The organism is Kineosporia sp. NBRC 101677, assembly GCF_030269265.1.
GTDB lineage: Bacteria > Actinomycetota > Actinomycetes > Actinomycetales > Kineosporiaceae > Kineosporia > Kineosporia rhizophila.
In genome coordinates, this window is the sequence record NZ_BSTA01000013.1 from 156,615 (window position 1) to 170,442 (window position 13,828).

Annotated in this window: 13 protein-coding genes and 1 tRNA gene; 6 read left to right on the forward strand and 8 right to left on the reverse strand. The window is 70.4% G+C overall.

Annotation, left to right across the window (positions count from 1 at the left end):
• Nucleotides 1-208 precede the first annotated feature (208 nt).
• Nucleotides 209-299, forward strand: a tRNA-Ser gene (locus QSK18_RS30500).
• Nucleotides 300-610: 311 nt separating this feature from the next.
• Here the strand turns inward: QSK18_RS30500 and QSK18_RS30505 are convergent.
• Entirely contained in the window at nucleotides 611-751 is a 141-nt protein-coding gene (locus QSK18_RS30505; RefSeq protein WP_285626323.1) for a hypothetical protein, read from the reverse strand.
• Here QSK18_RS30505 and QSK18_RS30510 point away from each other — a divergent pair.
• Entirely contained in the window at nucleotides 729-1,598 is an 870-nt protein-coding gene (locus QSK18_RS30510) for a hypothetical protein (protein ID WP_285626326.1), read from the forward strand. The two genes, QSK18_RS30505 and QSK18_RS30510, sit on opposite strands and share 23 nt — an antisense overlap.
• Before the next feature lie 37 nt (nucleotides 1,599-1,635).
• On the opposite strand, the gene QSK18_RS30515 is transcribed toward QSK18_RS30510, so the two are convergent.
• The 5 genes from QSK18_RS30515 to QSK18_RS30535 all read right to left on the reverse strand — a co-directional run bounded on the left by QSK18_RS30515 (nucleotide 1,636) and on the right by QSK18_RS30535 (nucleotide 8,193).
• A complete protein-coding gene (locus QSK18_RS30515) occupies nucleotides 1,636-3,441 on the reverse strand; it encodes a phosphoenolpyruvate carboxykinase (GTP) (RefSeq protein WP_232811631.1) in 1,806 nt (601 codons plus the stop codon).
• Nucleotides 3,442-3,794: 353 nt separating this feature from the next.
• Nucleotides 3,795-5,084, reverse strand: coding sequence for an ABC transporter permease (locus tag QSK18_RS30520; RefSeq protein WP_232811632.1), 1,290 nt, complete (start codon nucleotides 5,082-5,084; stop codon nucleotides 3,795-3,797).
• A complete protein-coding gene (locus tag QSK18_RS30525; RefSeq protein WP_285626330.1) occupies nucleotides 5,081-5,965 on the reverse strand; it encodes an ABC transporter ATP-binding protein in 885 nt (294 codons plus the stop codon). Before QSK18_RS30525 ends, QSK18_RS30520 begins: the two co-directional genes overlap by 4 nt.
• Before the next feature lie 162 nt (nucleotides 5,966-6,127).
• Complete coding sequence (locus tag QSK18_RS30530) at nucleotides 6,128-6,829, reverse strand: response regulator (protein WP_232811634.1); 702 nt, start codon at nucleotides 6,827-6,829, stop codon at nucleotides 6,128-6,130.
• Nucleotides 6,826-8,193 (reverse strand): sensor histidine kinase, encoded by a 1,368-nt coding sequence (locus QSK18_RS30535; protein WP_285626334.1) that lies wholly within the window; start codon nucleotides 8,191-8,193, stop codon nucleotides 6,826-6,828. Before QSK18_RS30535 ends, QSK18_RS30530 begins: the two co-directional genes overlap by 4 nt.
• 37 nt (nucleotides 8,194-8,230) lie before the next feature.
• On the opposite strand from QSK18_RS30535, the gene QSK18_RS30540 reads away from it, so the two are divergent.
• Complete coding sequence (locus tag QSK18_RS30540) at nucleotides 8,231-9,013, forward strand: IclR family transcriptional regulator domain-containing protein (protein ID WP_285626338.1); 783 nt, start codon at nucleotides 8,231-8,233, stop codon at nucleotides 9,011-9,013.
• Here QSK18_RS30540 and QSK18_RS30545 read toward each other — a convergent pair.
• Nucleotides 8,979-10,190: a hypothetical protein gene (locus QSK18_RS30545; protein WP_285626341.1), complete on the reverse strand. Its 1,212-nt coding sequence runs from the start codon at nucleotides 10,188-10,190 to the stop codon at nucleotides 8,979-8,981. The two genes, QSK18_RS30540 and QSK18_RS30545, sit on opposite strands and share 35 nt — an antisense overlap.
• 138 nt (nucleotides 10,191-10,328) lie before the next feature.
• Between QSK18_RS30545 and QSK18_RS30550 the strand changes: the two genes are divergently transcribed.
• The 3 genes from QSK18_RS30550 to QSK18_RS30560 are packed head-to-tail and all read left to right on the forward strand — an operon-like array spanning nucleotide 10,329 to nucleotide 12,801.
• Nucleotides 10,329-11,504, forward strand: a complete 1,176-nt coding sequence (locus tag QSK18_RS30550) for a thiolase family protein (protein ID WP_232811638.1) — start codon at nucleotides 10,329-10,331, stop codon at nucleotides 11,502-11,504.
• Nucleotides 11,501-12,160, forward strand: a complete 660-nt coding sequence (locus tag QSK18_RS30555; RefSeq protein WP_285626344.1) for a 3-oxoacid CoA-transferase subunit A — start codon at nucleotides 11,501-11,503, stop codon at nucleotides 12,158-12,160. The genes QSK18_RS30550 and QSK18_RS30555 overlap by 4 nt, the downstream gene beginning before the upstream one ends.
• A complete protein-coding gene (locus QSK18_RS30560; protein WP_285626347.1) occupies nucleotides 12,160-12,801 on the forward strand; it encodes a 3-oxoacid CoA-transferase subunit B in 642 nt (213 codons plus the stop codon). The genes QSK18_RS30555 and QSK18_RS30560 overlap by 1 nt, the downstream gene beginning before the upstream one ends.
• Here QSK18_RS30560 and QSK18_RS30565 read toward each other — a convergent pair.
• Nucleotides 12,798-13,754: a DUF2510 domain-containing protein gene (locus tag QSK18_RS30565; RefSeq protein ID WP_285626350.1), complete on the reverse strand. Its 957-nt coding sequence runs from the start codon at nucleotides 13,752-13,754 to the stop codon at nucleotides 12,798-12,800. The genes QSK18_RS30560 and QSK18_RS30565 overlap by 4 nt on opposite strands.
• Nucleotides 13,755-13,828 lie beyond the last annotated feature (74 nt).

The window sequence follows — 13,828 nt, forward strand, 5'->3', positions numbered from 1 at the left end:
GCACCGTATGCAAGTGATATGCGCGGATCCGCCCTCGGCGCTAACAATAAAGCTCTTGGCTGTGTTGGCTACCCACACGCCAGGATCTTGACCCCTTCGGAACGCTTCGACTGCCCGGGGGAACGCTGTGAATCCGGACGGACACGACGCGCCGGAGCATCTGCTTTGCCGCGGACCGGGCTCGACCGGTAGCCTTGCCGCATCACGGGGAGGCGTCGCCTAGTCCGGTCTATGGCGCCCGCCTGCTAAGCGGGTTTGGGGGTTATTCCCCATCGCGAGTTCAAATCTCGCCGCCTCCGCGGTCCGAAAGGGCCCTGCGGTCAGCCACACGGCTGGTCACAGGGCCCTTTCTGGTTTTGCGTGGCGGCCCGGACGCGCTGGGTGATGCACTCGTTCGGCGCAGCGTTTGCAGCCGGGATGCGCGCTTCGCCGGGGTCGTGGTCGGATGGGTCGACTGCCCGCATGTCACAAGCGACCCACAGCCCCCGGAGGTGCTCCTCGTGCGTCCCGCTCGCCCCCTGCAGAACCGGAAACTGCTGATGGGGGTGGGAGCGGCGGCTCTGGTCCCGCTCGTGCTGGCGGGCTGTCAGTCGGATTCGGCCCAGACGGCTCAGACGGCCGAGACCGCCGGGCCGCCGGCGGCGAGCCCGGCCCCCTCCGACCCGAACTCGACCCCGGCGTCACCGGGCCCGACCGCATCGACGAGTCCGTCGTCCTCAAGTTCCCCGGTGAGCCCAAGCGCGACCAGCACTGCCCCGGGCACGACGACCGCCACCGCTACCCCTTCGGGCAGTCCCAGCGTTCAGGAACTGCCCCGTGGCGGCACCGAACTGTTCCCGCGCTACCGGCTCGTCGGCTACTCGGGCGGGGCGGCCGAGGCTTTCGGTCGGCTCGGCATCGGCAGTCTCCAGAAGCGCACCGAGGAGATCGAGAAGCTGGGCCCGAAGTACGACGGGGACGGCCGGGAGCCGCTGCCGGTGCTCGAGCTGATCGCCACCGTCGTGCAGGCCTCTCCGGGCAAGGACGGTCTGCACCGCAGCCGCACCAGCGACGCCGAGATCGAGCGCTACCTGAAGGTGGCCCGGGCCAACAAGGCGTTGCTGCTGCTGAACATCCAGCCCGGCCGGGCCGACTTCCTCACCGAGGTCAAGGCGATGAGCCGCTGGCTGGCCGAGCCCGACGTGGGCGTGGCGCTCGACCCGGAGTGGGCGGTCGGCGCGAAGGAGCGGCCCGGGCGGGTGTACGGGCGCACCAGCGCGGCCGAGCTGAACGAGGTCTCGCTGTGGCTGTCGGAGTTCGTGGCCGAGAAGCAGCTGCCGCAGAAGCCCTTCGTGGTGCACCAGCTGGCCTCACGGATCATCAGTGACGTGCCCGGTCTGCGGGCCCGCCGCAACCTGGGCTTCGTGATCAGCGTGGACGGCATCGGCTCGCGCGAGGCCAAGGAGGAGACCTGGCGCAAGCTGGTCAAGCCGCTGCCCGAGGGCATCCACACCGGCTTCAAGCTGTTCTTCGAGGAGGACCGCGAGCACGGCCGGCTGATGACGCCCGCGCAGGTGCTCAAGCTCAAGCCGCGCCCGGAGTACGTGCTGTACGAGTGAGGGCCCGGCCCACGCCGTCGGTGAGCCGGGCGCCGCGTCAGCTGCCCAACCGGGCCTTCAGAGCGTCCAGCTCGGTCAGCAGGGTCACCGGGGTCTTCTCGCCGATCTTGTCGAACCACTCCTGGATCAGCGGGATCTCGGCCTTCCACTCCTGCGCGTCCACGTGCAGCGCCTGGGCCAGCTGCTCCTCGGACACGGCCAGGCCGTCGAGGTCGAGCGAGCCGGGCGCGGGCACGTGCCCGATCGGCGTCTCGACCGCGGCCGCCGCACCCTCCAGCCGGTCGACCACCCACTTCAGCACCCGGCTGTTCTCGCCGAAACCGGGCCAGAGGAAGCCGCCGTCGGCGTCGCGCCGGAACCAGTTGACGTAGAAGATCTTCGGCAGCTTGTCGGCGTCGGCGCCCTTGCCCACGTCGAGCCAGTGCTGGAAGTAGTCACCGGCGTGGTAGCCGATGAACGGCAGCATGGCCATCGGGTCGCGGCGCACCACCCCGACCGCACCGGTCGCCGCCGCGGTGGTCTCCGAGCTCAGGGTGGCGCCCATGAACGTGCCGTGGTTCCAGTCCCGGGCCTGGGTGACCAGCGGGATCGTGGTCTTGCGGCGCCCGCCGAACAGGATCGCCGAGATCGGCACCCCGGCCGGGTCGTCGTACTCCGGGGCCAGGATCGGGCAGTTACGGATCGGCGTGCAGAACCGCGAGTTGGGGTGCGAAGAAGGGTTTTCCGAGTCCGGCGTCCAGTCGTTGCCGTGCCAGTCGGTGAGGTGCGCCGGGGGCTGCGGCGTCATCCCCTCCCACCACACGTCGCCGTCGTCGGTCAGCGCCACGTTGGTGAACACCGAACCGCCCACCTCGATCGCCCGCATGGCGTTGGGGTTGGTGTCCCAGCCGGTGCCGGGAGCCACCCCGAACAGGCCGTTCTCGGGGTTGGTGGCGTACAGCCGGCCGTCCCGGCCGAACCGCATCCAGGCGATGTCGTCGCCCAGCGTCTCCACCTTCCAGCCCGGGATCGTCGGCTCCAGCATGGCCAGGTTGGTCTTGCCGCAGGCGCTGGGGAAGGCGGCCGCGATGTACTTCACCGTGCCGGTGGGTGAGGTCAGCTTCAGGATCAGCATGTGCTCGGCCAGCCAGCCCTCGTCGCGGGCCATCACCGAGGCGATCCGCAGCGAGTAGCACTTCTTGCCCAGCAGCGCGTTGCCGCCGTAACCCGAGCCGTACGACTGGATCTCGCGGCTCTCCGGGAACTGCACGATGTACTTGGTGTCGTTGCAGGGCCAGGCCACGTCCTGCTGGCCGGGCTCGAGCGGAGCGCCGATCGAATGCATGGCCGGTACGTACTCGGCGCTGTCACCCATCGCCGCGAGCACCCGGGTGCCGGTCTTGGCCATCACGTTCATCGAGACCACCACGTAGGGCGAGTCGGTGATCTCGACCCCGAACATCGGCTTCTCCGCGTCCAGATGGCCCATCACGAACGGGATCACGTACATCGTGCGGCCTTTCATGCAGCCGCGGTACAGATCCCGCATGATTGAGCGCATCTCGGCCGGGTCCATCCAGTTGTTCGTCGGGCCGCAGTCGGCCTCGTCGAGCGAGCAGATGAACGTGCGGTCCTCGACCCGGGCCACGTCGGTCGGGTCGGACGCGCACCAGTAGGAGTTCGGCTTCTTGTCCAGCTTCACGAAAGTGCCTGCGGCGACCAGCTCGTCGATCAGGGCCTGGTGCTGCTCGGCCGAGCCGTCGATCCAGACCACCCGGTCGGGGGTGGTCAGCTCGGCCGCCTGCGAGACCCAGTCCAGCAGGTTCGCGTGCCGGGTGGGGGCGTCGTTCTCGATCGTGGTCACAGATGCTGCCCTTTCCTCGTGGATGGGGGGCCGGGTTGCACGGCTCTGCACTGCTGTTCCGGTCTCCGCCAGAATCCGGGCGCGACGAGATAGAGCGCCGTTCTGGTACTACGAACGGTGACGCCCGCGGCGGTCTCCTTCACGTTACCTGTCCGGACAGGTGTTGTGAACCTGTCCGGACATGCCAATCGGTGACCCTCTTCACACTCCTCTGACGTGCTCAGATCCCTACGCAAGGTCTTTCCGGGGGCTTGCACGAACTTGCGGGCCTGGTGACGGACCCGGACAAGCAGAAGGGCCCGCCACCGACCGATGACACGGTCGGTGACGGGCCCCGGGGGCCGGCGGTGGACTCAGACGGACTGCTTCTCCCGCTTCCAGGCGGTCGCCAGCGAGGTCTTCGTGCTGGTCCGCAGCAGCGAACCCTCGTACAGCCGGGCGGCGAAGGCGATCAGCAGAAGGCCGGTGACCGCGATGATCCCCAGCGAGATCAGCGCCTCCCACCACGCCGCGTCGTCGATCAGCAGCCGGCGGGGCATGCTGAGCGGAGACGTGAACGGCACGTAGGAGAGAACTTTCAGGGCCGTGCCCGGGTCGGTGATGTACACGCCGGCCAGGAACGGGGCGATCAGCACGATCTGCAGCGGCATGGTGGTGGCCTGCAGGTCCTCCTGCCGGGCGGCCAGCGCGCCGGCCGCGGCCCAGACACAGCTGAGCATGATGAACCCGAGAGCGAAGAACAGCAGGAACCAGCCCCCGGAGTCGAGCAGCAGGGTGGTGGCCACGCTCTGCCCGGTGGCGCTGGCCGCGGCCAGGCCGATAGCCAGCAGCAGGGCCACCTGCCCCAGGGCCAGGGCGGCGTTGCCCAGCACCTTGCCGGCCAGCAGCACCCGCACCGGGGTGGCCGCCACCAGGATCTCGATCACCCGGCTCTGCTTCTCCTCCACCACGCTCTGCGAGATCGTGATCCCGAAGGTGAGGGCGGTGAAGTAGAACAGGAAGGCGAAGGCCAGGGCCAGCACCATGGCCACGCCCTCGTTCTCGGCGCCGCCCTCGAGCAGTCGCTCCGAAGGTGTGCCCACGTCCTGCAGCTCGGCGATCTGGTCCGGGGTCATCCCGCCCAGCTCCAGCATGCCCTGGGTCTGGTAGGTCTGGAAGGCGGCGGCCACCAAGCGGCTCAGGTCGCCCTCGATGTCGTTGTTGCCGACGATCTCGACCATGCCGTCGGACTTCTCGACCAGGGCCGCGTCGGCGTCGTCGGAGCGCACCAGGGCGATCGCGGCGTCGGCCGAGTCGGCCTCGACCAGCGTCACGTCGGCCGCGGGCACCCCGGTCCCGACGGACCGGGTGAGCAGCGGCACGTCCTGCTCGTCGGCCTCGTCGTCGGCCTTCTCGCGCTCCTCCTCCAGGCGGATCGCGGCCTCGCCACCGCTCTTGGCCACCTCGCCGACCTGGCTCGCCGTCTGCCCGGCAACGGCCAGCCGGTACTTCGGGTGGTCGTCGTCGTTCAGGAACAGCGCCGGCAGGATGATGCCCAGCGCCACCAGCACCAGCATCACCACGCTGGAGATGATGAAGCCGCGGTCGCGCAGTTTGGTGCTCATCTCCCGGGCGGCGATCACCCGGACCATCTCGAAGTTCACTTGGAGACCTCCCGGTAGATGTCGCCCAGGGCCGGGACGACCCGGCTGAACTCGTGCACCGGCCCACGCTGGACGGCGGCGGACAGAAGCATCTGGTCGTGCGTCACGTCAGGCAGTTCGACCAGGGCCCGGGGACCGTCCACGTCGAGGACGTCGATGCCGGGCACGTCGCGCAGCCAGCCCGCGTCCTCGCCCAGCACCAGCCGGAACCGCGCACCGGCCCGTTCCTGCCGCAGCGACTCCACCGTGCCCTGGGCCACCACGCCGCCCCCGGCGATGATCACCAGGTCGTCGCAGATCCGCTCGACCAGGTCGAGCTGGTGGCTGGAGAACAGCACCGGCACGCCCCCGGCCGCGCTGGTGCGCAGGATCGAGGTCATCGTGTCCACGGTGATCGGGTCCAGACCGCTGAACGGCTCGTCCAGCACCAGCAGGACCGGATCGTGCAGCAGCGCCGCGGCCACCTGCACCCGCTGCTGGTTACCCAGCGACAGCGACTCCAGCTTGTCCTTCATCCGCTCGCCGAGGCCCAGCTGCTCGAGCAGCCCGGTGGCCTTGCGGCGGGCCTCGGCAGCGCTCAGCCCGTGCAGCCGGCCCAGGAAGACCAGCTGGTCGACGGGGTTCATCTTGGGGTAGAGACCGCGCTCCTCGGGCATGTACCCGAACTGCTGGCGGGCCGGCCGGTCCAGGGCCTGCCCCTTCCAGCGCACGGTCCCGGCGTCCGGGGCGAGGATGCCCAGGACGATCCGCATGGTGGTGGTCTTACCGGCGCCGTTCGACCCGACGAAACCGGTGAGCCGGCCGGGCTCGACGCTGAACGAGATGCCGTCCAGTACCCGGCGACCGTCGAACGAACGACTGATGCCGTCCAGCTCAAGCATGATCCGCGCTCCTGATGGTGAGGATTTCTCCTGACCCTCAGAAAGCTATGCCTGCGAACGGGCACCGGTCGTCCGGCGCGCGACGGAACCACCGCATCCCCCTCGCGACGGACGTCGGTGCCCACCGGCGTCCTCAACCAGAAAAGAGCATCGAGGACGAGATCAGCCCGGCTTCTGCCCCGGAGTCACCACACCCGTCTCGTAGGCGAACACCACCGCCTGGATCCGGTCGCGCAGACCGAGCTTCTGCAGGATCCGCGAGACGTGCGTCTTGACCGTGGCCTCGCCGACGAACAGCTGCTGGGCCATCTCGGCGTTGCTCGAACCGGTGGCCAGCAGGCGCAGGATGTCCCACTCCCGCTCGGTGAGCTGGTCGAGCAGGTCGGGGCGCTGCACCACCCCGGAGCGCACGGCGAACCGGTCGAGCAGCCGCCGGGTCAGCTCGGGGGCGAGCATCGCGTCGCCCCGGGCGACGATCCGGATCGCCTGGATCAGCTCCTCCGGGCTGGCGTTCTTCAGCAGGAACCCGGCCGCGCCCGCCTGCAGCGCCTCGAACAGGTAGTCCTCCCGGTCGAAGGTGGTCAGGATGACCACCTTGGCCGTGGAGTCGCGGGTGATCTCGCGGGTCGCGGTCAGCCCGTCGGTGCCCGGCATCTGCACGTCCATCAGGATCACGTCCGGGGTGAACCGGGCCGCCCGGGCGATCGCCTCCGCCCCGTTCGAGGCCTCGGCCACCACCTCCAGACCCGGCTCGCTGGACAGGATCATCCGGAAACCGGCCCGCATCAGCTCCTGGTCGTCGGCCAGCAGCACCCGGATCGGGGGCTGTTCCTGGTCCTCTTCGTACTGCTCGGAGCCGCTCACCGGGGCACCGCCGTCCTCTCGTTCTCCGTGTTGCCCGTAACTGCCGCCCGCACCAGGGGAATCCGCGCCCTCACCCGGTAGCCGCCCTCGGGCCGGCGGCCGATCTCCAGGGTGCCGCCGTGCATCTCGACCCGTTCCCGCATCCCCACCTGGCCGAGCCCGGAACCCTTGCCTCCCAGAGGTGCCTGGCCGCGGCCGTTGTCCACCACCTCGACCTCGACCGCCTCGGCCAGATAGCGCAGACGACAGTCGATCCGGGACGCTCCTGCGTGCTTGAGCGCGTTGGTCACCGCTTCCTGGGCGATCCGGAACACCGAGACGCTCACCGCCGCGGTCAACGTCGCCGGAGTGCCGACGACCGTGAATTCGGTGGCCAGGCCGGGAGTTGCGGCGTTGCGCAGGAGTTGTTCAAGAGCATCGACACCAGAGGACGGGGGACTCGCCGTGGTCTCTTCGCCGTCCTCTTGGTCGTCGGAGTCACGCAGAACCACGAGCAGGCGACGCATCTCCTCCACCGCGGACCGGCCGGATTCCTCGATCACGCCCAGGGTTTGACGGGTCAGCTCGGGGTCGCGGTCGAGCACGCGGCGGGCGGCCCCGGCCTGTACTCCCATCAGGCTCACGTGATGGGCGACCACGTCGTGCAGTTCGCGGGCGATCCGGACGCGTTCGGCCAGCACTGCCCGCCGGGCGCTCTCGTCCCGCTCGCGCGCCAGCTCCAGCGTGCGGCGGCGCAACTGCTCCTCCTGTGCGGCCCGGTTCCAGGCGGCGTTGCCGAAGTACCAGGCCCCGGCGAAGAACAGGATGTTGATCAGGGTGGAGTAGATGACACTGGCCAGGTGGGCAGGGATCGGGCCCTCGTCGGGCTCGGCGTCCGGCCCGGTCTCGGCCCAGGCGGTGGCGCTGATCAGGTAGGCCAGCCAGCAGAACATGATCACCACGACGAGCAGCCGGACGATGTTCGCCACGCGCCGGTCCTGGGTCCACGCGCCGGTCGTGTACAGGGCGCTGAACAGGGCGATCGAGCTCATCGTGCCCTCGATGACGGCGCGCGACTGCATCCCGATGAACATCGCCGAGACCACCAGGAGCACCGGCACGGGGTGGCGCCGGCGCACGCACAGGGGCAGGGCGACGGCCAGCGACCAGAGCACCGACTCCAGGATCGAGATCTGCAGCACGTCGTTGTCCCGGCCGACGAAGCTGCGGTACAGCAGGGTGCTGGTCAGGGTGCCGGCCGCGAGGAGCAGGCCGGTGACCACGTCCCAGCGCTGCTGCCGCGGGGTTGGGGTCGGCCGGGCGTAGTCGGGATCCTCGTCCGTTTCCCGGGCAAGCTGCGTGAACTGCTGGATCCCACCCTTCATACCGGCAGCGTACGACCTGGCCCTAGGGTGGGCGGTCATGAGCTCGGAGCCCGCGGCACGCGCCGAGAGCCTGCAGTCGCTCACCCGCGGGCTGGCGGTGATCCGGTGCTTCGACGCCGAGAACCCGGAGCTGAGCCTGTCCGACGTGGCCCGCCGTTCGGGCACGTCGCGGGCCACTGCCCGGCGCATCCTGCACACCCTGGAAGACCTGAAGTACGTGCGGCTGCGTGACGGCCGGTTCTCCCTGACGCCCCGGGTGCTCGAGCTGGGCGGTGCCTACCTGGCCTCGTCGCCGCTGCCCACCCTGGCCCGCCCGCACCTGGCCGACCTCACCGCGGCCACCGACGAGTCGAGTTCACTGTCCGAGCTGGACGGCGACGAGATCGTCTACGTGGCGCGGGTGGAGCGCCGCCGGATCATGACGGTGGCGATCGGTCTGGGGACGCGTTTCCCCGCCTACGCGACGTCGATGGGACGGGTGTTGCTGGCCGGGAAGCCGCCTGAGTGGGTGGAGGGCTACTTCTCGCGGGTCGATTTGGTGGGGCTCACCGAGAACACGATTGTGGACGTAGAAGAGCTCCGGGCCGAGCTGGAGCAGATCCGCCTCCAGGGGTGGTGCCTGGTCGACGAAGAGCTCGAGCCCGGCCTGCGCTCGGTGGCGGCGCCGGTCCGGGACGCGGCCGGGCTGGTGGTCGCCGCGGTGAACGTGTCGACCACCACCCGGCACAGCGTGGCCCGGATCCGCGAGCAGCTGCTCGGGCCGCTCCTGGTCTGCGCCGCCGAGATCAGTACAGATCTGGCGTCACAGGGTGGTCGTTGAGCGTGAGCGAACCGGCCTCCCGTTCGGCCCGCACCCGGACGTCGTGGCGGATCTGCCGGTCGAGGGCCTCGAGCCGGGGCTGCTCCTCGGCGGTGGGCTCGTAGGGCGTGAGCTGCTCCGGCGGGAACAGCGCAGGACCCTGCCCAACCCGCACCACGGCCACGAAACCTGCCGTCATGAGGTGATCCACCCGTCCAAAATCTGTGGTTCCTGACTCGCTCGCCGGGGTACGCACGATCTGGCCCGGAAGCAGCGGACGGAGGTCGGCCACCTCGTCGCTGGTCAGGCCCTGCTGCTTGAGCTGCTCCTCGAGCACCCGGTCCTCGTCCGAACGCAGACGCCAGGCGGGCAGGGCCGTCTCCGGGTCGCCGAACGCGTCCAGCAGCAGGGCGGTGGCGCGGGCGTGCACCTGGCCGGTGCCGCCGAACGTGCCGGTGTGCAGTTCTCCGCCGTCTACCTGCAGGGTCAGCCGGTGCTGGTCAGGCAGGTCGTCGCGGTACTCGCCCGCCCCCTGACCGGCCCACAGGTCGATGTCGACGATGCGCGGATCGCTCAGGTCGCCGCGAGGTACCAGGGTCGAGGCCAGGGCCTCGGCCTCCTCCTCCAGCCGGTACACCCGGATCCCGCTGGAACGCTGCCGCAGGCCGCGCCAGGTCTGCATGCGCAGCGCCCTCTTCTCGCTCTCGATCCAGTCCTGGACCTCGGGCGAGGGGTCGGGGACGTGGGTGAGCGAGTCGGGATGGTGCAGGCCCAGGCCGCTGTCCTGCTGGAAGACCATCACCTCGACGGCCGGCTCCCCGGTGTCGGTGCCGCTTTCCGTTCCGTTGGCCAGGAAGCCCTTGATCCAGCCGTGTCCGGCCGGGACCTGCACGACCGTGTCCTCGCGCATCCAGGTGGGCAGATGGGTCCGCGACGGGGCGGGCTGCGAGGGCTTGGCGGCGTCCAGGGCCCGCTCGTACCGCGTGCGGGTGTCGTACTCGAACTCCGGGCTGTCCGGAGTGGGGCGGGCGGCCAGGATCAGCGCCGCCTCGTGGGCCAGCAGCTGGGCGTAGTCGAACCGCAGGCCGCTGCTCAGCAGGGCGAACCGGTCGGTGAGGTAGGTGACGCCGGCGATCCGGGCGGTCAGCCGGTACCGGCCGTCCGGTTCCTCGATCAGGTCGATCTTCACATCGGTCACGTAGTAGCTCATCCGGGTCGATCGCGCGGGACGGGGGGGCGCCCATGATGGCCGACCCCTGGCTCGTCGGGAAGGCCCGGGTTACCCTGTTCTCAGAACGCACAAGCGTTCGCTCAGCGAACAGCCGGAGGTTCTCCGATGCCCGCCGCGTACGTCTACCGGGCCCTGCGCACGCCGTTCGGGCGCTTCAACGGCGCCCTGGCCGGCACCCGCCCCGACGATCTGGCCGCCCACGTGGTCCGGGAGCTGGTGGCCACCGCACCCGGTCTGGACCCGGCCCGGATCGACGAGATCGTGTTCGGCAACGCCAACGGTGCCGGGGAGGACAACCGCAACGTGGCGCGGATGGCCGGCCTGCTCGCCGGCCTGCCGGTCTCGGTGCCGGGCACCACGGTGAACCGGTTGTGCGGGTCCGGGCTCGACGCGGTGATGCAGGCCTCGCGGTCGGTCGAGACCGGCGACGCCGACCTGGTTCTCGCGGGTGGGGTGGAGTCGATGACCCGGGCGCCCTGGGTGATGATGAAGCCGGACCGGCCCTTTCCCGCAGGCGACGCCTCGCTGGTCTCCACCACGCTGGGCTGGCGGCTGGTGAACCGGAACATGCCGGCCGAGTGGACGGTCTCGCTCGGTGAGGCGAACGAGCAGCTGCAGGAACGGTTCTCGATCAGCCGTCCGGAGCAGGACGAGTTCGCCCTGCGCTCGCACCGGCTGGCCCAGCAGGCCTGGGACGAGGGCTTCTACGAGCAGTTGGTGACGCCGGTGGGCGAACTGTCCCGCGACGAGGGGGTACGGGCCTCGTCCACGATCGAGAAGCTGGCCTCGCTCAAGCCGGTCTTCCGGCCCGACGGCACGATCACCGCGGCCAACGCCTCACCGCTGAACGACGGCGCCTCGGCCGTGCTGGTCGGCTCCGGGGCGGCCGAGGATCTGCTCGGGCTGACGCCCCAGGCCCGGATCGCCGGGCGGGCGGCGCACGCGTGCGAGCCGCAGGCGTTCGGCTATGCGCCGGTGGCCGCCGCTGAAAAGGCGCTGAAAAAGGCCGGGATCGGCTGGGGTGATGTCGGTGCGGTCGAGCTGAACGAGGCGTTCGCCGTGCAGTCGCTGGCCTGCATCCGGGCCTGGGACGTGGATCCGGAGATCGTGAACGTGCGCGGCGGGGCGATCGCCATCGGTCATCCGCTGGGCGCGTCCGGCGGGCGGCTGGTGGGCACGCTGGCCGCGGTGATGGCCGAGCGCGGCGAGCGCTGGGGAGTTGCCGCCATCTGCATCGGGGTGGGCCAGGCCCTTGCCGTGGTTCTGGAGAACGCCCGATGACCGCCACCGAATACCCCGACGCCGATGCGGCAGTGGCCGGGATCACCGACGGGGCAACCGTTCTCGTCGGCGGATTCGGGTCGGCCGGGCAGCCGGTCGAGCTGATCGACGCGTTGCGCCGCAGCGGCCCGCGCGACCTCACCGTGGTCAGCAACAATGCCGGCAACGGCGACTACGGCCTGGCCGCGCTGCTGGCCGCCGGGCAGGTGCGCAAGATGGTCTGCTCGTTCCCCCGGCAGAGCGACTCGTACGTCTTCGACGAGCTCTACCGGGCCGGCAAGATCGAGCTCGAGGTGGTGCCGCAGGGCAACCTGGCCGAGCGGATGCGGGCGGCCGGGGCCGGGATCGGCGCGTTCTTCTGCCCCACCGGGGTGGGCACCGCGCTCACCGAGGGCAAGGAGCGGCGCACCATCGACGGCCGGGAGTACGTGCTGGAGTACCCGATCCGGGGCGATGTGGCGCTGATCAAGGCGCACCGGGCCGACCGGGCCGGGAACCTGGTCTACCGCAAGACCGCGCGTAACTTCGGCCCGGTGATGGCCACCGCCGCGACCACCACGGTGGTGCAGGTCGGCGAGATCGTCGAGGCCGGCCGGATCGACCCGGAGACCGTGGTCACGCCGGGCATCTTCGTCGACCGGATGGTGAGGATCTGATGAACACCGCCGAAGGCCCGCTGAGCAAGGCCGAACTGGCCGCCCTGGTCGCCCGGGACATCCCGGCCGGCGCCTACGTGAACCTGGGCATCGGGCAGCCCACGATGGTCGCCGACCACCTGGCCCCCGACAGCGGGGTGGTGCTGCACACCGAGAACGGCATGCTCGGGATGGGGCGGGCCGCGGTCGGTGACGAGGTCGACCCCGACCTGATCAACGCGGGCAAGGTCCCGGTCACCGAACCACCGGGCGCCGCCTACTTCCACCACGCCGACAGCTTCGCCATGATGCGCGGCGGTCACCTCGACGTGTGTGTGCTCGGTGCCTTCCAGGTGTCGGCCCGGGGCGACCTGGCCAACTGGCACACCGGCGAACCGGGGGCGATCCCGGCCGTCGGCGGTGCGATGGACCTGGCGATCGGCGCCAAGCAGGTTTTCGTGATGATGACCCTGTTCACCCGGGACGGGCAGCCCAAGATCGTCCCCGAGTGCACCTACCCGCTCACCGGCCTGGGCTGTGTCAGCCGGGTGTACACCGAGAGCGGGGTGTTCGACATCGAGCCGGGCGGGGTCCGGGCGCGCGAGACCTACGGCATCACGCCGGCCGAACTGCAGGCCCGTCTCGACGTCGAACTGCTCTAGGACCGCTGGTTCTCGGCCGAGGTCTGTTCCTCGGCCGAGGGCCGGTTCTCGACGCCGGGCGGGGCGGGTGGCAGGGCGTAGACGTGGTCGGTCCAGACCTCGCCGTCCCACCAGCGCAGCCGGCCGCTGAACTCGCCCTGCTCGCGGTACCAGCCGGGCTTGCCCGGCGGCTCGGGCTCGACGTCGTCGCGCAGCGCGATCCGGATCTCCCGGCGGGCCGGGCCGCGGGGGGCCGGCACCTCGGCCACCGGATCGCGAACGTTGTCCACGGCCTCGAGCTCGTCCAGCCCCTCGATGTCGCCCAGCTCGTCGAGGACCTGGAGCTCGCTGAGCCGGGGCAGTTTCGTGGTCGGGGCGTCGTCGGCGATCTCGAACAGCAGGGCTCCCGAACGTGGGTGCTCGAGATAGTGGATCAGCTCGCCGAGGACCCAGACCGCCGCCGGTTCCCCGGCCGCGCCCTCTTCCCGCTCCACCACCGCCTCGGCCACGATCTTGCTCCACGGGTAGTGCAGCAGCGCCACCTGCCCGAGCTTCTCCTTGGCCACCGAGGTGGGGTGCTGCCCGGCCACCGGCGGGATCTCGTTGCTGATCGTCAGCAGGGCGTCGATGCCCTGTTCGGTGGCCAGGTCGAGGTAGGCCTCCAGCCGGGCCCGGCGCAGCGGGCGAGGACCGGTGCTGACCTCGACCAGCGCCGTCCACTGCCGGCCGCCCTCGCGCACCCGGACCACCCCGTGCGGCAGGCACTGCGTGGGCCCGCTGGAGAACGGCACCTCGACAAAGGTCTCGATCACGCCTTCGGGCGCCCCGAGCGGCCCGGTCAGGGCCCGCCCGAAACGCGGATGTGCGCTCATGGTGGCCAGCAGCGCGGCGCTCGCCCGGCGCTCCTGCTCCACCTGCGAGGCGATACCCGTGGTCGGGATCAGCCTCGCCTCGTGCCACCCTTTGCTCTTCATTCCGGCCCCCTCCAAGAACGGATCAGGCTAGTGGCCGTCAACCGGTCAGTTGCGGCAGTCTGCCCGATCCGGCG

Excerpts from the sequence above, each read along its gene's own strand:
- QSK18_RS30560 (WP_285626347.1), top strand. The coding sequence starts at position 12,160 with ATGAACACCGCCGAAGGCCCGCTGAGCAAGGCCGAACTGGCCGCCCTG.
- QSK18_RS30525 (WP_285626330.1), bottom strand. The coding sequence starts at position 5,965 with ATGCTTGAGCTGGACGGCATCAGTCGTTCGTTCGACGGTCGCCGGGTA.
- QSK18_RS30540 (WP_285626338.1), top strand. The coding sequence starts at position 8,231 with ATGAGCTCGGAGCCCGCGGCACGCGCCGAGAGCCTGCAGTCGCTCACC.
- QSK18_RS30565 (WP_285626350.1), bottom strand. The coding sequence starts at position 13,754 with ATGAAGAGCAAAGGGTGGCACGAGGCGAGGCTGATCCCGACCACGGGT.
- QSK18_RS30535 (WP_285626334.1), bottom strand. The coding sequence starts at position 8,193 with ATGAAGGGTGGGATCCAGCAGTTCACGCAGCTTGCCCGGGAAACGGAC.
- QSK18_RS30555 (WP_285626344.1), top strand. The coding sequence starts at position 11,501 with ATGACCGCCACCGAATACCCCGACGCCGATGCGGCAGTGGCCGGGATC.
- QSK18_RS30550 (WP_232811638.1), top strand. The coding sequence starts at position 10,329 with ATGCCCGCCGCGTACGTCTACCGGGCCCTGCGCACGCCGTTCGGGCGC.